Source organism: Hungatella sp., from assembly GCF_046966825.1.
The window spans coordinates 32,930-54,400 of sequence record NZ_JBKVCZ010000003.1; the positions used below are offsets into that span (position 1 = coordinate 32,930).

General features: G+C 48.6%; 14 protein-coding genes. All 14 read right to left on the minus strand.

The window, feature by feature from the left end:
- A partial coding sequence (locus ACLTD4_RS01740; protein WP_412331083.1) for an ERF family protein occupies nucleotides 1–525 on the minus strand: 525 nt, incomplete at its 3' end.
- Between the two features lie 24 nt (nucleotides 526–549).
- A complete protein-coding gene (locus ACLTD4_RS01745) occupies nucleotides 550–1,407 on the minus strand; it encodes an N-6 DNA methylase (protein ID WP_278836634.1) in 858 nt (285 codons plus the stop codon).
- Nucleotides 1,404–2,366 (minus strand): YqaJ viral recombinase family protein, encoded by a 963-nt coding sequence (locus ACLTD4_RS01750; protein ID WP_278836711.1) that lies wholly within the window; start codon nucleotides 2,364–2,366, stop codon nucleotides 1,404–1,406. Before ACLTD4_RS01750 ends, ACLTD4_RS01745 begins: the two co-directional genes overlap by 4 nt.
- Nucleotides 2,367–2,672: 306 nt before the next feature.
- Nucleotides 2,673–3,578 carry an endonuclease III gene (locus tag ACLTD4_RS01755; RefSeq protein ID WP_412331084.1) on the minus strand — a complete coding sequence of 302 codons (906 nt, stop codon included), beginning with the start codon at nucleotides 3,576–3,578 and terminating at the stop codon, nucleotides 2,673–2,675.
- 12 nt (nucleotides 3,579–3,590) lie between these two features.
- Nucleotides 3,591–3,857: a hypothetical protein gene (locus tag ACLTD4_RS01760; RefSeq protein WP_412331085.1), complete on the minus strand. Its 267-nt coding sequence runs from the start codon at nucleotides 3,855–3,857 to the stop codon at nucleotides 3,591–3,593.
- 114 nt (nucleotides 3,858–3,971) lie between these two features.
- Nucleotides 3,972–4,469 (minus strand): hypothetical protein, encoded by a 498-nt coding sequence (locus ACLTD4_RS01765; protein WP_278836638.1) that lies wholly within the window; start codon nucleotides 4,467–4,469, stop codon nucleotides 3,972–3,974.
- Complete coding sequence (locus ACLTD4_RS01770; protein WP_278836639.1) at nucleotides 4,466–5,152, minus strand: hypothetical protein; 687 nt, start codon at nucleotides 5,150–5,152, stop codon at nucleotides 4,466–4,468. Before ACLTD4_RS01770 ends, ACLTD4_RS01765 begins: the two co-directional genes overlap by 4 nt.
- Before the next feature lie 10 nt (nucleotides 5,153–5,162).
- The gene (locus tag ACLTD4_RS01775; protein WP_278836641.1) at nucleotides 5,163–5,804 is read right to left on the minus strand and encodes a hypothetical protein; all 642 of its coding nucleotides are present in this window, start codon (nucleotides 5,802–5,804) and stop codon (nucleotides 5,163–5,165) included.
- Nucleotides 5,805–5,828: 24 nt separating this feature from the next.
- Complete coding sequence (locus ACLTD4_RS01780) at nucleotides 5,829–6,281, minus strand: zinc-finger-containing protein (RefSeq protein ID WP_278836642.1); 453 nt, start codon at nucleotides 6,279–6,281, stop codon at nucleotides 5,829–5,831.
- 75 nt (nucleotides 6,282–6,356) lie between these two features.
- On the minus strand, nucleotides 6,357–18,860 hold the full coding sequence (locus ACLTD4_RS01785) for a collagen binding domain-containing protein (RefSeq protein WP_412331086.1): 12,504 nt from the start codon (nucleotides 18,858–18,860) through the stop codon (nucleotides 6,357–6,359).
- A gap of 122 nt (nucleotides 18,861–18,982) precedes the next feature.
- Nucleotides 18,983–20,002 carry a transglutaminase domain-containing protein gene (locus ACLTD4_RS01790; RefSeq protein ID WP_278836645.1) on the minus strand — a complete coding sequence of 340 codons (1,020 nt, stop codon included), beginning with the start codon at nucleotides 20,000–20,002 and terminating at the stop codon, nucleotides 18,983–18,985.
- A 62-nt stretch (nucleotides 20,003–20,064) separates the two neighbouring features.
- Nucleotides 20,065–20,796, minus strand: a complete 732-nt coding sequence (gene srtB, locus ACLTD4_RS01795; RefSeq protein ID WP_278836647.1) for a class B sortase — start codon at nucleotides 20,794–20,796, stop codon at nucleotides 20,065–20,067.
- Nucleotides 20,789–21,202 (minus strand): PIN domain-containing protein, encoded by a 414-nt coding sequence (locus ACLTD4_RS01800; RefSeq protein WP_278836649.1) that lies wholly within the window; start codon nucleotides 21,200–21,202, stop codon nucleotides 20,789–20,791. Before ACLTD4_RS01800 ends, srtB begins: the two co-directional genes overlap by 8 nt.
- Entirely contained in the window at nucleotides 21,186–21,428 is a 243-nt protein-coding gene (locus tag ACLTD4_RS01805; protein WP_278836650.1) for a hypothetical protein, read from the minus strand. Before ACLTD4_RS01805 ends, ACLTD4_RS01800 begins: the two co-directional genes overlap by 17 nt.
- Nucleotides 21,429–21,471 lie beyond the last annotated feature (43 nt).

Consider the following 21,471-nt stretch of genomic DNA (forward strand, 5'->3'; position numbering starts at 1 on the left):
AGGCGCCGGCGTCTGTGTCTCCTGCGCTGTGGAAGGTTCACTTTCCGCCTCGTGATTTCCGTCAGCCCCGTTCTGCTCATCATCACCAGCGGCCTGCATATCAGGATCATCACCGCCCTGGTCAATTGTAAATTTATTAAAAAAATAATACTTGAGTGAGTACGTGAGGGCACTTCCTTTTGCTTTGTCCGGCATATCATTGGTCCCAATCGCATGGATTTTTACTTCCTCAAAATCCTGCGGGTCCTCCACATTGGTCCAGCGTAACGTTAAATCCTCCTCGTACAGCCAATAATTTACCCCCGAAATATAACGGACAAAGACCTGATTTCCATTTTCGTCGGTATTGGTAGCCGTTTCTTCCACAATATCAAAATTGACCCCAAGCTCATTCATGGCCGGAGTCAAAAAGCGGTAGATATCATCTATTTTGAGAAAGTCATAGTCAACATTCTCATTGTACCTGCGTTTTACTAATGCAGGAATCGCTTTGCGTATTCCCACAAACTTTTCTTGCAATGTCATGCCAATCCTCCTTCATTTGTTTGCTTATGAGGCACTTAGGAAGCCAAAACTGAACTGACCGTTCACATCTTCCTGGAAAGCCTCACGGATTTCTTCTACATCTACTGTTGGATTACTGACGGCTGCCTCAATAACGGCATCACTGACGTTTTCATCGACCGTTTCCGTGATTGTCTCATCAGCGGATATCTCTTTGTCCTCGCTCTTTTCGCAAAATCGCCAGGCATTCATGTAGTACATTGGCGTATAATAGACCTCATTATCCGGATGAAATCCGGGCTTTACTAACGAATCCCCAATTATGACACAGGCCGAACAGCCCAAAAGGGATAATTGGATATAGCACATCTTTGCCGCTGTTGCATCAATATCCTGTGCTACGAACAGCACTTTTTCCTGATAATTAAATCCATGTTCCCTGGCAGAATTGGCAAATGCAATTAGCAGAGCTCCTGCACCACAGGCCGGATCACTAACTGATATAAATCCTTTTTTCTCCACTTCTGCCTGTAGGTCTTCACCAATCTGAACCTCTGCCATAAACTCACAGATATGATATGGTGTAAAGAACTGCCCCTTCTGATGTTGGTTTAAGTTCAGTGATATATAAAGATTTCCCAGGAAGTCCTGCTTCGGATTCTCCTCCAATGCCAAAGTTAGCACGCTTAAAAGCTGGGGAAAAATTTCCTGCTCCTCTTTATCATAAGAGCATATCACAGACAGATACCGCTGTTCCCTTTCATCCCGTTCATACGTCGGCATCACATTTGCAAAGGCAATCGCGGCCATGGTAAGAAAATCATTCCATACCTCCCAGTTAGAACGTTTACCGATTAAACGGTTAAACAACGCAATAAACTCTTTATCCCACTGTTTTTTCATGCCGGCTTTTCTTCCTTCTTAATAAAAAAAATGCTGGAAACGTTTGTCTTTGCATATTCCTGATAAACATCAGGATATGTAAGCTTCAACTTCTCCAACTCCGCTTTGTTAATTGACGTTGTCATTCTTTTCGTATAACCCACACGGTAAATAATATTACCGGTATTCAGTTCCCCTCCTTCTGCCTGTCCAAGCGCTCTCTGCACCGGAACATAAATCTCCTTAATCTGTTCCTTTACCTCCCTTGCCTGGCTCTCCAGTTCTGCCCGTTTTGCGTCAAGCTGTACATATTTTTTCATCACATCTTCCAGCTCCCCAGGAAGCACAATCGTTTTGCCAGGTTCAATCCTCCGGTATTTTTTAATGGCCGCCAATACCAGATCAGGTTCTTCATAGAACTCCGGTTCCCGGCCGGCCTTAACGTAATTTACCCAGAAATCCCGTTCCAGTTCAATCATTTCCTCTTCTAATTCCAAATCCCTGGTTAAGGTTCTGATGAAAAATGTGTTCTCGGAATTGCCGAAAAGGCAAAGGAATATCACCCCCGCCACATTGGTGACGCTCATATAATGCATCCCCTGCAGCATGTAATGATAAGGGATGGAATCATTGTCCCACTCATCTTTCTTGAAGCCGAAAGAGGTTTTGCACTCGACAATCCATATCTTCCCATCCTTCTCCACAAAGAAATCCACATCGCTTACCATAAACGGATACAACGGATGGCGGAACATTTTTCTTACCGCATACGGTTTCAGCCCGGTTTTCTTCATAAAAATCTGAACCACCAGTTCCTCCAGCCGATGTCCGATTTCCAGGCTGACCCAGTTGCGTTCTTCCTCCACAACCGGCTGGTGTCCCAGCTTCTCATGATACAGTTCATTGGCTGTCTTCCACGGCGAAACCCGGTAAATACTGGCTACGTCACTGCCCCCGATTCCGCACCTGCGGTACCCCAGTCATTGTTCCTCTGAAATTTTTGTGATGTCTTCCACGAAAACCTCTGGTTCATAGTTTAAATTCAGCAAGTATTTTCACCTCCTCGCTGGTTCCTATTTTAAATCTCCCGGAATATCGTAATCGCTCCACCGCAGCGTCAAACACCTGGAAACAGACTCTTCCAAATCTGCCAAAGCCTTTCCCTGAACGCCATTAACCTCCGACAAAAGATACTGGTACAAATAGCACAGTACACATCATAGCTGCTGCAGGCTCCGCCCATATAGGTTCCAACTGCTCCACAGTTTCCGTAATCAATTTTTTTCCTATTTTACCCGCTCCATCAGCCCGGAAATCACATTAACCGGGTGATTCAGATAAATATGGAATAACCGCTCAACCCCAGCAAGCGCTTCCTCATACCTGGCAAATGCCATGGACATATTAGCATCAAATTCTGCCATGGACGCCTTCTTCTCATGCGCCAGCTTCAATGCCTTTCCAAGCACCAGCGGGCGCTTATCTTCACCAACCAGCAGAGAATAATAGATATTTGCGCCACTGGCTCCCACGTCTGATGTTGAAATTCTAACTGCGGCTGACAGCTGGTCGTTTAAATCCTCCCGGTAATTCTTTAACGCTTTCCGGTAAGAGGATACCAGTTCATCGTCCTCAATCTCCCAGGTGGCTGTGGTCATGGTATGATCGTAGTATCCGGCCTTAAACGTTGCCTCATCATATTTCCCGTTAATATAGGACGACGCAGTGCCAAAAATCTCGGTCATCGGCAGGATACAGTAGTCGCTCTCGTCCCCGCCATGGACAGCCCTCACTTTGCCTTCCTGAATCCGGATAAGGGCATCGCCTTTCGTGACCTTCAGACAGTCATTTAAAATCCTGGCAAGCTTCGGTTTCTCCAAATCTGACAGTGCATTTCCATTCACTCTTGCCCTGCTCTTTAAGGTAGCCAGGCTGGACCTTCCCAGCGGATAAACGGATCTTCCCATCTTGAGCAAAAGTCCTGTATTCCGGCAGGTATCCGGAATAATCCCCTTTTCCTCCAGTTCTTCTGTAATCCTCTGGCACAAACACTCATTTTCTTCTGCGGGTAATACACGTATGGAACTGCTGGGCCTGACGTCCCAGCCAGCCCGTTCCTCCAGTTCCTCCAGAAACCCATGCAGCTGATCCTCCTTTGTGAAATTAATCGAAAAATCATCCTGATAATTCATTCCTTCTCCTTTCTAGCTGGCTTCTTCCAGCAACACTGCAGCTGTGACATGGCCGTCTTCAATAATCCATTCCAGACCATATCCGGCTAACTCAACCAATTCGTCAATACTCAATAAATCTGCATTTTTCCATAAAATCTGTGTACCAACCATCTCTTTCTCTCCTTTCGTTCTTCTTAAAGCACAAAAAAAGACCCAAAAAGATAATCTACTCGTCTTTTTGGGTCTTTCTAAACGAACCATTTCTGGTCCGGCTTTCGCATCAGGCAACTGCCTCAATCATCATGCTCCCGGTTCTTACCGGGACAAAATCTTTGATATGTTTGGGAAACATATAAAATCACTATCAGTTATACATTACCACAATATATAGTTTGTGTCAAATATTTTAGTCTACATATTGTTGTCATATTTTTTGTCGGTTTTCTCCACCCCCAGAAAACTATCTGTATTCAAGTATGCTCCCAGTTTTCCTATTCCTGGCTGAAAAAAGAACCGATATGTCCCGCCTTCCTCAACGCGCCAGTTTTTATCCAGCAGCATTATCTCAGTGGTCTGATTTTCCCTCAATAGCGTCACGCGATAAAATCTGCCCGGTTTATATCGGCTTTGCGCTTTCAGGACAGTTCCTTCAACCGCACAGTAATTTCTTTTTAACACCACAATGACCAGACCGTACAGTTTCCATATAACAGCCAGGGACAGGCAGCCCGACAGCACAAAGAAATCCCTTGCATGATACCGAATTCCTGCATAGACGCCAACACTAAAAATAACAAGTGCCAGTCCGGCCAGGCAGCAGACCCTATTCCTTAAAATCTCCGGTGCGCCGGACCATTCATTAAAAAGCGCTGTCAGATGTCCCTGTATCCACGTTCTGACTTTCCTCATAAACAAACAGCCCCTCTCATCACGCTTTCCTGAATACTCTGGATAGTCAGCCGCTTTTTCTTATAGAGCTGCACAACGGACAGGAGAAAATCCAGCTTAATTGTTTCCCTAAGTTCCTGGTATTCAGGCAACAGACGGAAGGTCCACTTTGCGTTATCCTCCAGAACCCGGTACAGATCCTCCAACTGCAAGGACAGATTGCCCGACTGTGACAGTTTTCCCAGCAGAAGCCGTTCGTTTTCATTCATATAAATTCCTGAAAACGCTCCTTTAACAGAAAATCCATGAGACAGCCCCATACAGAATGCCCGGAAACGCAGTGAAAATGTCAGGCGGTTAGGGGTAACGAATACTTTTAACAATAAATCCACCACAGCGGCTTCCGGGCTGTCTCCCTCACCGCATACCAACAGCCCCCGCCTTAACAGACGGCTGACGCAGTATTGTATCTCACTGCTTTTCACGGTTCTTTGCAGCTGATCCGTCTCCTCATGGCCTTTCACCTGTCCCATCAGGCTTAATACATAGCGGTCGAGATTTTCTTTTTCAACAAAATTCCAAAGCAGCGCCGACCAGACATATACCTCCATATTCACCAGGTAATACTCCTCACCGGCAGCCTCCACTACAAATCTTCCCTTTTTACCCAATGTTTTCTTTCCAACCGCACTGAAAATCTGCATATTTTTCCTCCTAATAATAAGATAAAAGCAAAACTGCCACAGGTACAAAATAGAGAAGCAAATACAAAACCGGAAAAGGAAACTGCATCCGCTTTCTCCATTTTTTATCCACCGGGATTTTTAAAGGTGAAACCTCAAGACCTTTGGAAACTTCATCGCGGAAGTTTAAAAACAAGGTCCGGAATTTCTCACCGTCATACCCAAAAGACTCAACCCGTATGGTCATGTAAGAGTTTCCGCCCGCTGTAATCCTGCTGTTTCTGCTATTCTCTTGCAGCATTACATAAAACCGTGGGCGCCCGCTCTTCTTTTCCTCCGCAAGCCCTCCCACCTCGGTACTGTCTATCTTTGCAGTCTCATATTCCTGCGCCCTCAAGGGCTGGCAAACCGTAAGAATCCCCTCTCTAATTTCCAAAAAGCAGCCCGACATATCCATCACATACTGATCCTTATTCCTGTAACAGGCAAACAGCGCCAATCCTCCGGCTATGGATACCAGCGCAAAATAAATCATCTGCCAGCTCCGGTATCCTGCTGCAATCAGAATCAGGAATACCACCCCTGCCGCCGCAAGAATTGCAGAAAACCGGCGGTACAGATCACGCCGGTCCATCCTCGTATACATCTCCTCCTCATCTGCTTCTAAACGCACCCATTCGCCTCCTCTCTCTAATCTCTATGCCGCTGTCTTCTTACAGCAGCCATTCCAGAACTTCTCACACTCTGCTATGGTCTGCTCACAATAATAGTCTGAAAAGTTACCAATATGAGCCTCCTCCGGCTCAATCTCCAGTTTAAAAGCCAGCCAGTCATACGCCTCGCTTCGCGTCATCAGACGGCTTTTCCATAGCCGGTCAAACGCTCTGTGAGCCCGTATCCGTTTGTTTCTCAGATTTCCATCAGCCAGTATCCCTTTGGGGATGCTGCTCCCTTCATGGACACTGACATAGGCATCACACCGGTCCGGATAATTGCTGCATACATACAGCCGGCTCCCATGCACGATGGTGTGGCTGCCATATACATATTCCGCAGGACGAAGCACGGCACGCCGGCCGCAGTACGGACAGATCACGTCCGGCTGCCGTTTCTTGCTTCTCCCATTCTTTTTATTACACATCAATTTCATATCCTGACTCCTTCCATTCCATATTGGCTATGAATTAAGTGTAATAAAACAGACATGCCCAGGTGAACCGTATTTCTAACTTTTTTTAACTTCTTTTTTGCTCCTGACTTTCTTTCTTCTCTTAACCTGATATATACCACCGGCACCCGCCGAGGCCGCAAATGCGGTTCCAGCGCCAATAAGAGCCACCGGCACCTTAGACGTCTCCTGGGGCGTATAGATGGCGGTTGCTTTTACCTGATACTCGACCTCCTGCTTTTTCAGGAAGTCTCTTGCCAGATATTCTGCCTCATACCGGAATCCGTCTTCCTCCTCAAACACGACACTGCCGCCATAGACAGCGCTGCAGTCAGCAATCATTTTACGGCCCGAAATAAGGGCGTCCCGGCAGGTGATTCCTTCCGTGTCCTGATAGGCATCGCCAGCCCACTCCATCTTTTGGATTTCATAATTCTTTTTATCAAGCCCCAACAGCTGCAGCAATTCTTCCTCATGGCCTGCCAGTTCCGGCGTCTCATCGTTGTGGGGGACAATCATGTCCCCCAAATGATACCCCGGTGTCCCATATTCATGGAACACTACACGGAATTCAAATCCGTCCTCCCACCTGCGGTCTGAAAACGTATACCCGGAAAGAGGAACCCTTCGTTCTGTCTGCTGTCCGGTTCTTTCGTCCGTCACCGTGATTGGCACATTCTCCGGTACGGTATCCATTGCTTCCACTGCCTCATAAAACACCGTGTCCTCCGCCAGTTCCTCATGGGCCGGTATCACGGTTTTCTCTTTCGTATATCCCTGCAGTTCATAGATGCGGCCGTCCCGCACAATCTCCTGTGCGGGAATCAGTTTTTCGTCCGTATCCTCTAAAAAAGCATCGCTGTAAACGGTGATCCGTTCCTTGCCGGAAGGTTCTGCCGGGCGCTGCCCAAGAATTTCATGATGTACCTCCTTTAAACGGTAAGAAACCCCATCCACTGTGATATCCTGGACAAAATCATTCCGCTTCTCGTCCCTGTCAGTCGTGACATACTGTTCTTCCCGGTACACCTCCTCCGCCGCATATGCCTCCCGGCTGTTTCCTGCCAGCAAAAGCACCACCAGCAACGCCATACAGCCCGTCTTCATCAGGCGGCGTTTCCTCAGTGCCAGCGCCATCATAGCGACAGCAAGTAAAAGCAGAGCTATCTCTGCCTCATGATGGGATTCTTCCTCCCCGTAACCGGTTTTCGGAAGGTCTTCCAGTCCTTTCAACACAACTTCCCCCTTTCCTCCCAGCTTTGACTGGTACTCTGCCGTTATGGTTCCGTAATGTCTGCTGTTCTTTAATACACAGTCCCCAATCACGCTGCCGTCCTCGAATACCTGGAATGTAAATACCGCCGGGTTACGCTCGTAGGTTTCCGGCGGAATCACTTCCTGGTACTGGTATTTTCCGGGTTCTTCCGGCAGGAAGGAAATCTTTCCTTCACGGTCCGTTGTCCCTTCTATTACCACATTCCCGGCATGATCCAGAATCCGGATTACCGCCCCGGCAAGCCCGGCTCCTGTTTCCATATCCACCTTCTGTATCACAACCGGCATTTTCTTATAATCCTTCACTGTGTTGTCCCCGACAATCCTGCCATCCTCCTCCACCGTGAACTGGAAGACCGTCGTATTCACATAGTAATTCTCCGGCCCCGCTGTCTCTTTAAAAGTATAGACTCCCGGCTTTGGCTTCTTAAAGCGCACATTTCCGTTCCGGTCGGACACGCCGGTAAAGTAAACGCTGCCGTCCTGCTGATAGATGGTAATGGCAGCGCCGGCAATTCTCTCCCCGGTGGTCGCATCGACTTTGGAAATACTGCCGTACTCATCATGGGGTTTTTCATCGCCTCCGCCCGGATGGTCCGGCGTATGTTTGATTTCATAGTTGTAGACCACAATGTCCTGTATCCCCATCTGGTCTTTCACCTCGATGGTGGCAGGCTCCATTTTCTTGTATCCTGCGGGAGCCTCTACCTCCCGGATTACATAGCGGCCCGGCGCCAGCCCCTTAAAGGCTTCCGGCTTCTTATCTGAAACCCACTCCCGGATAATCTGACCGTCAGCCTCCCGCACCATCTGCAGCTTTGCACCAGCCACCGGCCTATGATCTTTTCCATTCTGCTTGCTGACTTCCACCTGGATTTTCTGGTTTTCAGCGGTAATCAACTGGATACCCGGCTGATTTGTCACCTGAAACTTTATCGGCTTCATTGTGGCATACCCGTCAGGGCTGCTCTTTTCACGGATTTCATAGCTGCCCGCCAGAAGCCCTGTAAATGTTTTTACCGTTCCATCCGTCAGCCACTCCTCAACCAGCTTCTCAGACTTCCCCGGATTGGAATAAAGCTGCAGCACGGCTCCGGCCACAGGCTCTTTCGTTTCTGAATCCACCTTTTCCACATGTACTTCAATCCGTTGGTTCTCCATCTCAAAATACTGTTTCTCCAGCCCTGCCTTTACCTCAATCGTAATTGGCGGCGCTGACTGGTACCCCGGCAGCGGCTCCAACTCATGGATTTCATATAACCCAGGAAGCAGCCCCTTAAAGACCTCCGCCAGTTCCCCTGATGTCCAGTCCCGTATGATTTCCTGATTATCTGCGCGTATCAGCCGCAGCTTCGTGCCTGGAAGCGGTTTTTCCCCGTCTGTCTTCTGGATGTCCACCTCCAATTTCCGGTTGAGGACTTTAAAGTTCTGCACCCCGGCGTCACTTGTAACTTCAATGATAACAGGCTCCGGCAAAAGCAGGTACCCCTCTGCCGCCCGGACTTCCTTTATGGTATAAAAGCCCTTTTCCAGGCCGGTGAAATGCTCTGGTTCCATTCCGGATACCCATTCCCTCATCAGCACATCATCCCGGTTCCTGATTAACTGCAGCACCGCTCCAACCACCGGTTCTTTTGTTTCTTGTTCCAGTTTCTCTATGTTGACCTCAATCTTATGGTTTTCAACCGTAAATACCTGGACTTTATAATCCTTTGTCACCGTAATCCTCACCGGCTCCTTAAGCTGTTGGTAGCCCTCCACTTCACTGGTCTCATAAATCAGATAGTCCCCTGCTTCCAGTTTCGAGAATTGTTCCGGTTTCCCGTCTGTCGTCCACTCACGGATTACGGCGCCGTCCTCTTTCACAAGCTTTAACACCACTCCCACAACCGGCTCATGGCTTTCTCCGTCCACCTTCTCAATCTCTGCCTGAATCGGGAAATTTTGAAACGTGAATTTCTGTATGCCCTCCTGGTCCGTAACCTGTATTTCCATAGGCGGCATGTTTAAATAGGCGTCCGGAGATTCCACTTCGCGGATCAGATAGCGTCCGGCGGAGATTCCTTGAAACACCTCCGGTGTGCCGGCGGACACCCACTGCCTGATTACTTCCCCCTCCGGCAGACACACAAGCTCCAGCTTCGCCCCAGAAAGGGGCTGGCCGTTTTCTCCGTCCACCTTCTCAATCTCCACCTCTATCTTCTGGTTCTCAATCTGGAATGTCTGTACCCCGGCGGTATCCGTAACTACAATCTTTATTAGTTCCTGTAAAAGCTGGTATCCATCTGCGGCCTCCGCTTCTCTTATGTAATAGACCCCCGCACGCAGACCGGTAAATACCATTGGTTCACTTCCTGTTACCCACTTGCTCACCACCTCTTTTGCCTCATTGAGCAGTTCCAGTCTTACCCCGCTTACATACTCCCTGGTCTCCTTGTCCACCTTTTCAATCACTACCTGAATCGGATAGTTCCGGACAGTAAAGGTCTGCACCTCTGCGGTGGGTAAAACTGTAATTTCCACCGGCTCCATCACCTGGTAACCTTCCGGACTTTCCAATTCCCGGATTTCATATATCCCGGCAGGCAGAGCGGTAAAACGTTCCGGCTTTTCACCAGACGTCCACGCCCTCACCACATGACCGCTCTTCTTTTCAATCATCTGCAGTCTGGCCCCAGGAAGGAAGTCCTCCGTATCCTGATCCAGCTTCTCAATATCCACCGTGATATGTTCATCAAACATCTCCACATGTCCCGGCGCCGTCATATTCTCCTTGATTTCAAAATAGACTTTCTCGGCCTGCAGATATCCGTCTGGCACTTCCCTCTCAATGAGCACATAATGTCCTGCCGGTATGTTCTTGATTACATGCGGAATCGTGGAAGACCTCCAGCTTTCAAATACTTCTCCTTCCTCTTTTATCTCATTTCCTGATTCGTCCGCGGTGATACGGACCGGTCGGATTTCCAGCAGCGCGCCCGGGACTTCTTCCTTTGAGGTTAAGTCCTTTTTGGATATCTCAACAGAATTAGCCTGGTCCGTCACCCCATACCGGTACGTGATAACCTCCAACCGGTCCGTTTTTACATTGAACTGGAATGTGTGGACAGACGGATCTATCAAATATCCGTCCGGTGCGCTTACCTCCTGCACCTTAAATGTATATAAGCTCACAGAGCCGTCTGCGCTAACCTCACCGATTGGCATATCACTGCTTCCCACATACCCATTTTTATCCGTAATCAGGATTGTGGCTGTATTCTTATCTACATTTGTGACCTTAAACGCCGCACCCGCCAGTGGTTTGTCCGGCTTTTCCGCATCGGTCTTTGTAATTTCCAGCCGTCCCCTGATACTCTTATCAACCATCTCAATCTCAATGACTTTCCTGCTCTCCACGGATTCAAACCTTATCTCCTCCGCCCTGACATAGCCGAATGGGGTCTGCTGCTCTACCAGATAATAAGTCCCCTGGGGCAGGGCCTCTATCTTGTGCGGCTTCAAATCACCTGCTGCAAATCCGTCCGGTATCTGACCTTCTTTTTGCTCCTGTTCCGTATATACTCCATCAGAACCGGATATCCAGGTCTCCACGAGATCGCTTTCCTCATAGTCCACAGAAGGAATCAGATTTCCATCCTTATCATAAATGAAATTCCCGTCAGTATCTGTGATGAAAAGCTGATTTCCCTCCTCATCATAACGGTTATGCTTTGTCAGGCTCCCATCCTCTGCCGCCCGGTAAACAGCCAGCCTGGCTCCTGCGATAACTTTTCCTCCCGGAACACTGGTCTTTAAAAAAAGAACCGTAATCGGTTCATTTATCATGGTAAAATTCTGGGTCCTGGTTTCCGAACCAACGTCTAAAACAGGAATATAAACAGGGTCGGCTTTTTTCATGCCGGACGGTACGCTGTCCTCTGCCAGCACGTATTTGCCCACCGGCATATAGTCAAAATGCATGGCCCCGGTCTCCGTCACATAGCACACGGTCTGGACACTTCCGGGAACCGGTTTTATGTCATAGTCATAAGCAATATAACTATGCCCTCCCTCTGTCTCCACCAGATGCGCTGTCTTTCGGACCTCGCTTCCGTCATCGGTGGTCCACCTATAAAACGGTTTCTCCGGATTGTAGCGGATTTGCCCGTTCTCATCATATTCCGGCTCCCCCTTTTCACCCAGCACCGCCGGATAAAGTGCGAGCACCGCCGGGTTCTCATTGCCGAGAGCCTTCCCGGTTCTGGAATCTGTTTTAAGGATCTCAACTGCGGTATGGTCATCTTCCATGACCGCCCCCTGCACCTCCCCTGTTTCCAGAATGGTGACCTCCACATCACTGGAAGTCACATATCCCGCCTCCGTAGGCGTCCTCGTCTCCCTCAAGATATAATCGCCAGGCTCAATATGATCAATCCAGTGGGGCTTCGTCGTCTTTGATGGGTTGTTATTCCCATCCAGCTTTAGATTTCCGCAGTCGTCATATTCATAACCGGATATCCACTGCTTCTGGATTCTGGCATTTCCCTCCAAATCTCTGGTGATTTCCAAATGCCAGCCTTTATCAGTATCATCATAAACCTTATGGGCCACATAGAGCGTCAGTTCCGCTCCTTCCACCTCTTTCCTCGTTGTCATATCCAGTTTGGATATCTCGATTTTTGTAAAGTCATTCTCCAGATAGAACGACTGTGTTTCTGACGTTTCGTTTACCAGCATACCAATAGGCAGTGTCTGGACATAGCCTACTGAAGACGGCACCACGGTTTCCTCCAGTATATATGCCCCCGCCGGCACCCTGGCAATCTCATGGGCCTGTTTCTCCGCCGATGTTACCCATTCATTGTCTGCCATGGTCACCCCGCCATTTTTATAATAGATGGGCAGGCCGTTCTCATCAACAACCGATTCCAGGTCTGAATTTATCGTCTCCTTTCCATCTTCGTCCCTGTGGACCTCCACTGACTGGGAAATGATTTTATTTCCGTTTTTATCAAGGGGCCACACGATGATATTCCCTTTCTCATCTTCCACATACGCCATACCGGTCTCGGAATCCAGCATACAGATTCGGTTCCCCCAGTCATCCAGCCCATACAGGGTGCCGCTTGCCTCATCATACTCGGTGAGGTCATACTCCAAATCAAAATACCATAGTGATACATCTGGGTTCTTTTCCTCTGTAATATCCCAGATGTCGTTTGTCTGGACGTCCTGCCCGGTAATCCGGATATCGGTGTCAGTTCCGGTTTCGCTTGCCGAAATCCCAAGGACCGAATCAAACATATTGCGCTTTACCGTAACCCCTTTGTACTCATGTTCCCTGGTCTTTTCTACCTGGAGTCCCTGGTACATCGTAAGTGTTGCATTTCCAACGTATGTGCTGTATCGGATTCCCTTCCCTGTAAAGGTGCCATCCTCCTGATAAAAAAGCCGTACATCGTCCATCTGCTTTAGCTCTTCCTCTGTCCCGGATACCGTGACAGCCGACCACTCATCATAGGTCTTCGTGGCGTAGCCATACCCGGCATACTCACCATTCGGCCAATAATAGAGAAGAACATCACCTCTCTTCTTCAACTGCTCCTCATCGCCCTGAACCCGGTAGGTAATAGTATCAGACCCCTGCTCTACCTTATGGATTTCCACATGGATTGGCTGGTCCTTCACCACCATCTGGTGCATATCCTCCATCACCGGTTTCCCGTCTTTTCCAATGGCTTTCACATACTGGTACTTGACCGCAGGTACTCTTTTCCCTTGGTCCCCGTCCTCATAATACTCTACCTGATTGGAATAGACCTCAATCGCAATGGGTTTGGAGCGCACATAGCCCTCCGGGGGATTTTGTTCCACCAGGACATAACATCCGGCGCCCAGCATTTGGGGCAGCTCAATATAACCGACACACTGCTTCTTATTCATCAGGCTGCCGTCCTCCTGCTCTGCCTCCCCATCCCGGACCGTGCTGTATGCTTTAAATATCCCAACCTCCGCCCCGGTTTCATCGCGCATGATAATCTGCTCCGACTCATCATAAAGCGGCATCCCGGTTTCATCAAACATGACATCCCCGGTTCCTTCCACTCCGCTGGTTCCAGTACCGCTCACATCACGCTTTGCGGCATAGATTTTAAACAGCGCGCCGTCGTGCAGGATGTTTTCGCCCGTTTCACCGTCCAGTTTTTCAATGCGGATTCGGGAACCGTAAAACTCATTTTCAAAATCCATGTTGGCAAAACTGACAAAATTAAAGGAACCGTCATGCTCCAGTCCCGGCTCCCGGTTTCCAATATCCCCGTCGTCATTAATGATTTCCCCGTACCTGGGGTCTAACACACTCCAGGGAACCAGTGCCTTGGCATACTTCCGGTCTATGGCAGTGGAGATTCCGGTCATGGTGTCCACACCGTCAAGGGTCACTCCGTAATCCGCCACATTTCCGTCCCTGTCCAGGTAAACATCGTAATAAACACCGTCCTGCTGTCCGTGATCCTCACTGATACTCTTATAGCGGTAATACCCGGCTACCGTCTCATTCCCGCAATCCCTTACGCTGTCCGGTTCCAAACCGTATTTAAACACCAGGAAATCTCCATCATTGTTATGCGCCTTAATGGTATGTGTCTCCTCATTAAAGCGTATGAAGTATTGTTCCATCAGTTCTTCCAGCGTCATTTCCGCGTCATAAAAATATTCCGGGGATGGGTTTTTATCGTGGACAGTCCCGTCACCATCCATCTCCGGGACAAATGGCAGCTCCACTTCCTTTGGCTTGTCAATCTCATAGTGCTTGCCGGGAATCTCCGTGGGCTGCTGCTCCACCAGCACATACACGCCATAGGGCAGCATGATACTCTGGCCCCAGTAATCGTCCTTCCCGCCGCCCCGGCTGGCATGTAATGTTTTAGGGTCATGGTCCACATCGTAGCGGGGATCATCCCACTCCACAGCAAGCTGCTCCCCCAGTTCCGGATTCTCTTTGAAAAAAGTTTCGTAATCATAGATTCCGTTCCCTGTCTCGTTTAAAAAGCCTGTTTTCAGCAAATCTGACCGAAGATACAGTTTAAAGGAAAAGCCCGGTACGGTTTTGGCCTCCGGGCGGTTGTTAAATCCACCAAAGAGTACGGTGAACGGATCTCTGTGGATTTTATAGGTATTGGTATCCTTGTAGGAATCCTCTGCAATATCCTTTGTCACTTTGATGGCCTGCTTGATTACTCTCTGGGTGACAATCACCGGGTCATCCCTGGTACCCGCGTCCTGAGCCACCTGATACTGGCCAGGATACAAAAGAACGGCTTCTTTTCTATAAGAGCCTTCTGAAAGCATATCCTTCTCTGTAAATACACTGACGGAAGCATTCTCATACTGACGCACATAATCACCGTAATCCATCTGGACGCCCTCAACCGTGATACTCTGTTCGGGAGCCTGCGCCCGGTATGCAGCGGAAAGGGAGCCACCCTGAACCTCCCAGTCCACATCTGAAGTGTCAATAAATATCGTGTAAAGCCCACTGTAGCGGTCATACTCCGCCTCAACCTCCTCCAGCTTCTCCTCATACTGGAATGCAGGAACCGTCTCATACACAGGAACGGTTTCCATTTCCGGTATCGGGTTTCCTTCTGTATCCAGGATGGTTTCCCCTGGCTCATACGTGTCGGCCGTCTGGGGATATACATACTCCACAACCAACGGTTCGCCCTGTTTAACCGGCTCTTTTACCGTCTTCTTTCCCACTGTAAACCGGTACCCGTTCCGGATAAATTCGTCCGCCTCATAGATGGCATAAAAAAAGCCTGAGTCACAGCTTCCTTTTACAACCAGACGGTCCGCCGCCCTGTCATAAATTGCCGTATCACTCAGCGCCTTATAACCATAACGGATCAGCGCTTTCCAAACGCCGTCCTCCTCATACACCCGGTCTACCCGGTAGGCATCCCAGAACGGATTGGACGCACAGTATTCCAGAATTTCACCAATCAGCAGCTCATTGGTTTCCCCCTCCAGTTCTAGGATCTCCCATGGATACCCGTCCAGGCTGTCCTTATAACCGGAATAGGATAGCGCCTCATTGGACTGTTTTTTTACATATGCCTTATCAATCTCCTCCGACTCCTCTATATCCGGGTCGCCCTCCTCTTCCCGCTCAATAGCGGTTACACCGCGATTCAGACGGTTCACGGCAGAGTAGGTAAATTCCATGGGTTCCGCCTCATAGACCGGTTCTCCCTCTTCGTCAAACTTTAACTTTACAGTTCCATCCGGATTGTATTTGTACTCTCCTCCTTCAGCCGTTTTATAGATGATATTACCATTGGAATCCCGCTTTTCAATCCGCTGCGTTCCGGTTATCACCTTTTCTTCCGATTGTTTTTCCTCTCCCGTTACCCGGTAGAATTTTGTATCTTCCGGATAGCCGGACACCTTGATTTCATACCCGGACGTATCAAAATAGGTCACTGTGAAATCATTCCAGCTTCCATCGTACTCATTAATCCGGTGGTTTAAGTCCGTGGTACTGACGGAGCCTGATTTAGAGATTGGAAAGGTTGTCCCGGTACGGTTGGACTCCGACAGGTTAATTCCCACCCGAGACAGCTCATACCCCTCACTTCTTGAAATCTCCTCTATATAATAGCTGCCCAAAAGCAGAGGACGGCCAATCCACTGGTTTCCATTATTTGTGACATTCTCCTCATAAAGATTGGACGCCTGCCTGCTGGTATCCGATTCTTCCGTAATTGCAACAAAAGAAGCGTCTCCGTTCTCATCAGTGGCAGCCACGGCCACCAGCTCGCCGGCGGCAAACACGGTTCCGGTATAGCCATCCGGATGGACGATATCATCATAAGCATACAGACCATAGACAGCGCCCTGCAGTGTTCCGTCTCCCTGGGTTTTTCCGTAGCTGTCCCAGGTATTTTCCTGGCTGCTTCCCATCAGTCCCGCATCATCTCCAATGCTTTGAGGCAGATACTTGTGATAAAGCTCCAGATCTCTTTTATTAATATGAATCTGCCCCTCTGTCCGATGGTCATATATCTCAAACAGATACCCTGTGTCGGAGTGAGGATAATCGCCCTGGTTAGCAGGCGGCACCTCACTATCATGCATCACCCCGTCCCAGGTCCAGGTTCCGCCTTCTCCATCTTCCTCCGCATATGTCCCGCCGCGCAGCAACTCCAGCTTGATTTTCCGGGCATTACTGGGTGTCGCCTCCCCGATATCCTCCTCCAGTGTATCTTCTAAATCAACCTCCTCTTCTGCTTCCTCCTTATCCCGGGTTTCTTCTGTCTCCTTTTCTGCCTCCTTTTCTGTTTCTTCCTCTGTCTCTTTTCCGTTTTCCTCTTTTTCAGGCTTCTCTGCCTCGGATGGCGTTGCCGTGGCCTGCACTACCGGAACCTCATGCCGGGATATTCCCGGTTCCTCTGCATCTTCCTTTTCCATCACTTCGGACGGCGTTGCCGGATTTGCACCCGTAGACAACAGCGATGTTTCCGTCTCGGTTCCCTTTTTATTCCCTGGATAAGTTCCTACAACAGTCCCCGTTCCGCCTGCCTCCGATGAAGAAAAGGTGACGATCTCAACCGGTATATCATCATTGTGAAGATCATGGAGAATATATCCCAGCCTGGCCTTAATCTCCCTGGCCGTATAGACCCGCTCTAAATGAATCCAGGTCTCCCATGCTTCATCACGGTCTTCCTCCAGAGCGTCACGGGCCACACCCTCATCCAGGGAATGGAAGTCGCAGTTCTCCTCGCACCAGTCCACACACTGCTGCCAGGCCTCCCAGGCTTCCCGCTCTAGTTCCTCATTCTTTGCGTCAACTTCCTCCTGCTCATCTTCATCCGCATCGCCGTCTGCCTCGTAATACTCAATGACAGGGTCGGGATGTCCATTACAATACGTCTTGTAATAGTTATATTTTTTTAAATCTGTATGCTCCAAATGCCCCTGCCGGTCCGTGGTAATTCGGTCCGCACATACGGAAAGAGAGTCAAACCCGCCTTCCGATAAAGGGGTGTCCTCCCAAAACTGATTCTCCTCCAGGTTTGTCCCGTCAAGCTGCCCAAAGTCAAATTGCTCTAAGATTTCAAAGTCCGAGTTCTCCAAAGGTTTTCCGGTCTCCGAATCATACTTAATCAGTTCTATCTTATAGTTTCGCTTAAATGTCTCCTCATGCTCATGCCTTTCATAAGGTATTTCATACCGGCCGGAAGTGATGGTAGTATCTCCTTTGCCAAACTGAAGCCACACCTCCCAGGATTCCTCCTCGCCCGCCATGGTAATCATGGCCTGTTTTCCTTCCGTGGCGCTGGCTTCTGTCCAGCCGTCCGGATACCATATCTTAAATGTATTGGGCTTGATCCAATACTGTGCCGCCAGGGAACCTTCCTTGAAATGCCCTTTTACCAATCCGATATCTGGATTCCCGTCGGTACAGGTGAACGTAATCTGATTTTCTGAAATTTTGTAACTCCAGGTCAGGGGCAACTCATACTCCAGTTCCGTCTGGCGCCAATCGCTGCCGTCAATCTCAAATGTAATGCTGTAAGTCCCGTCATCCTGTTTCTCCATTTTGTGGACAGGCGCGTTGCTTTGGTACTTTGAGGTAAAACCGGGGATTGCTCCTTCCTCTACCGCTCCGTTTGTCTGGTTGAAAAACTGAGTCAATGCCCCTCTGGTCTGTGCCGCCACCGAAGGGTCTTTGATATTGGCAATCAGTACCTCCATCTGACTGTTAAAATCTTCAAGCCCGTTCCAGTTTCCGCTCATGATGGCCCAGGTGGCTGCCTGTCCAAGAATGTAATGGCCCTGGCTGACCTTTCCAGCCCGTTCCTGATACCCTTCAAAATTACCGGAGGAAGAAAGCGCATACCACAAAATCTCTGCGGTTTCACGGGTCAGGCCCAGGGGAAGATTGTCCCCATCTTTGTCCAGATCATAGGAATGGAAGGTCCCCTGTGTTCTGGTTCTCATGGATTTATTCGGTTCCAGACAATAGCCCGGCGCACTGTTACCCGAATCACCGGCATTCGTGATTCCATATGGCCATAATCCAACCCGGTTATGGTCTTTGCCGTAAAACGGGAAACTGGCTCCCTCCTTCAAAAGATTTTGCGTTCCATAATACGTGTAGGTCTCTCCTCTTCCCTCTCCATCCGCCCAAGCTGTAAAAGCGCCAAACTCCACCGACAGAATTGGCAGCAATGAAAGCACAACCGCAAGCAGAAATGCCGTCAACCGCCTGCCTGTAGGAAAATATCCTGTTTTCAAATGTATACTCCTCCTTTATTTCCGCACAAAAAAACACATCCGGCAGCTATCCTCTGTCTGGATGTGTTTTTCCATCACTATTCTATTGTTTACAGACGCTGAATTAGAGAATTACGGCTCACTTAAAAACTGGGATTATCGTACTCAATGCCACAGACCGGACAGGTCCACGCCGATTCTCTCGCCCCAAACGTATAACTGGTACCGCAAACCGGGCAGGAAAATTTTCTCCGGTCTAAATAGAATGAAGGAGAGGTTCCTATTGTAGAAACATCGATTCCTTTCCATTCCCCATCAATCATCACACTATTCCACGCATGGGCGGCGTTATCACTGATGCCGCACCGCAGCCCAACCGCATTGCTCAGCAGCTTGTACGTCCTGGCAAATCCCACACACTCCGATTTTCCCAGAACCAGCACCCCATAAATGGTATCTGAATCCGGTTTGAATTCTCCTGTATCATAAACAGCCCGCTCCTGGATATATTCGTATACACGTTCCGCTTTTTCCCTGTCGCTCAGCCCGTAGTTAAATCCCGACAGAAACTCTGCTGTTTTCTGATATACAGCCGTCTCTTTTTCATTCAGCGCGCTCACCGGATAAACGCCTCTGACTGCCGCCAATATGTAAATATCCGACATATCCCATCTGCCAAGCTCTTCTGCGTAATCTGTTTCTGCATCATAGATCAGCGAGAGGGAATTCTCATCCAGGAAATAACTGTGATTATCATATGGGGTGGTAAATCTCCGCTCATCCACAACGGACTCCGGGCCAAGCCATGCCCCATCACTTCCCACTTTAAACCCGTCAGGCGTGACTGCATCCTTTAACATAGCTCCGGTCACCCCCATGAAATAGTCCTTTCCACTGTCCTTTATCCAGCCAAATGTCATATATCCGTTGGAAATATAATACATTTTCCCTTTATCCTCCAGCCAGCCGTCTCCCTGGTAACTTCCGTCATCCCGCACATATCTCCAGCCGCCATCATCACCTGCCCATTTTCCTGCAAATGCGGGAACTGCCATCACACATGACAGAATGAGTGCTACTGTGGTAATACGCATTGATTTTTTCACTTTATCCACCTCCAGCTTGATTTTTGAAACGTTTGTCCACCATCTCACTCTCATCATATCAAACCGCACTTCCCTGCGTCCACTGTATTAGAAAAAAACAAGACTTTTGCATGACTTTTTTATGGACCACATTCTCTGGCATAGAGAATAGTCCTGGCATTATCAAATTCATAGCTGCAGGTTACAAAGGACCAGAGCCTTGTAATGTCACTTTCCTGTTCTTCTCTATACAGCCCTCCTTCCAACATCGTTTCCACATACTCATCAAAAGCTGTCATATTAAAAAAATCGGTTCTCCTCCTGATTCCGTCCGCCTCTGTGCAGACCACTGCGACGGGGCGCAAGTGGATTTCCTTACCCGGAGTGTAGACAGTAATAATCTGATGGTTCCTATAATAGGATTCCTTCTTAAAGTTGACAAGATCGTGGAACATGCTTCCATCTTTCATATTATGTCCGTAAATAATGTTGTGCTTTCCCAAAAAATCATGCTCACAATCATAATCGAGAAACACAGCCCCGGCAGGATTTTCCGTTCCATCATAACTGGCCGTCAAATACTTTGTATTATCTTCCGCCTGCACAACCGGATAATCTATATTGGTCCCGTCGATAGAGATCCAGCCGATAATATCTGGATTTACCTTCCAAAACCGCTCAAAGGGAACTGGGGAGTGATAATTCCCGCTGTCTTTTGTCAATTCTTCCGTTTCCTGCACCTCTATCCGGTCAGGCGCCGCAATGTTTCCAGGATTTGCCTCCTTCCCGGAGTATTTTTCAAGAGCTAACAATGTCAGAAAAAACAGGATACCTGCTCTCACAAACAGGTATCCTGCATATTTTCTACTCATTCATATCCTTTAAAAAGTCCTCCGGCGTTACCGGTTGCGGCTCTTGGCCCTCGTAATCCCTGACATTCCTTGTAATGATATAGCGGGCATGATTATGTGCCGCTACCTGGTGTTGGACACAATCCTCAAAATCTTTCCAGCCGCTGTCCAGCGCCGCCTTTATGTCAGCGCCCGTCACATCAGCCACCTCAATCAGGCTTAATATTGTCTTAATGCTCTCCACCGTTCTGGCGCGGTCTTTTATCTGACGGTTTAAAATATAGTAAATATCCGTTACCGCTGACGCAGACAGAAAACCTCTGATGGTTCCTCTCCCTGACATCTGCAGAATCCGCCCGGATACTTCCATCCCTGGCCGCTGCATCAAAACGTCCAATATCACATTCGTATCAATCAATACCTGCATATTTCCCAAGCCTCTCATTCCGGTAGTCGTCCAAAGACATTCCTTCGTCCTGGATAATCCCTGTTATGTTCTTTAAGGCAGCTTCCACATCAACATCTCTCTGCTGTTTTCTTTTATCTGCAAGTGGCAACACAATCACCTCCACGTCCATATTTTCCATTGACTTTGGCACTGCAAACAGGGTCTTCAGTCTGTCACTGTTTATGATTTCTCTTAATACTTCCATGGATTGCACCTCCTTTTGCTGTATTTCAACCAGTATCTTCTAA

Bases quoted from the DNA above. Each gene is read 5' to 3' on its own strand.
- ACLTD4_RS01755 (WP_412331084.1), bottom strand. From the start codon at position 3,578: ATGAATTATCAGGATGATTTTTCGATTAATTTCACAAAGGAGGATCAG.
- ACLTD4_RS01780 (WP_278836642.1), bottom strand. From the start codon at position 6,281: ATGAAATTGATGTGTAATAAAAAGAATGGGAGAAGCAAGAAACGGCAG.
- ACLTD4_RS01770 (WP_278836639.1), bottom strand. From the start codon at position 5,152: ATGCAGATTTTCAGTGCGGTTGGAAAGAAAACATTGGGTAAAAAGGGA.
- ACLTD4_RS01790 (WP_278836645.1), bottom strand. From the start codon at position 20,002: ATGATGAGAGTGAGATGGTGGACAAACGTTTCAAAAATCAAGCTGGAG.
- ACLTD4_RS01745 (WP_278836634.1), bottom strand. From the start codon at position 1,407: ATGAAAAAACAGTGGGATAAAGAGTTTATTGCGTTGTTTAACCGTTTA.
- ACLTD4_RS01800 (WP_278836649.1), bottom strand. From the start codon at position 21,202: ATGCAGGTATTGATTGATACGAATGTGATATTGGACGTTTTGATGCAG.
- srtB (WP_278836647.1), bottom strand. From the start codon at position 20,796: ATGAGTAGAAAATATGCAGGATACCTGTTTGTGAGAGCAGGTATCCTG.
- ACLTD4_RS01765 (WP_278836638.1), bottom strand. From the start codon at position 4,469: ATGAGGAAAGTCAGAACGTGGATACAGGGACATCTGACAGCGCTTTTT.
- ACLTD4_RS01805 (WP_278836650.1), bottom strand. From the start codon at position 21,428: ATGGAAGTATTAAGAGAAATCATAAACAGTGACAGACTGAAGACCCTG.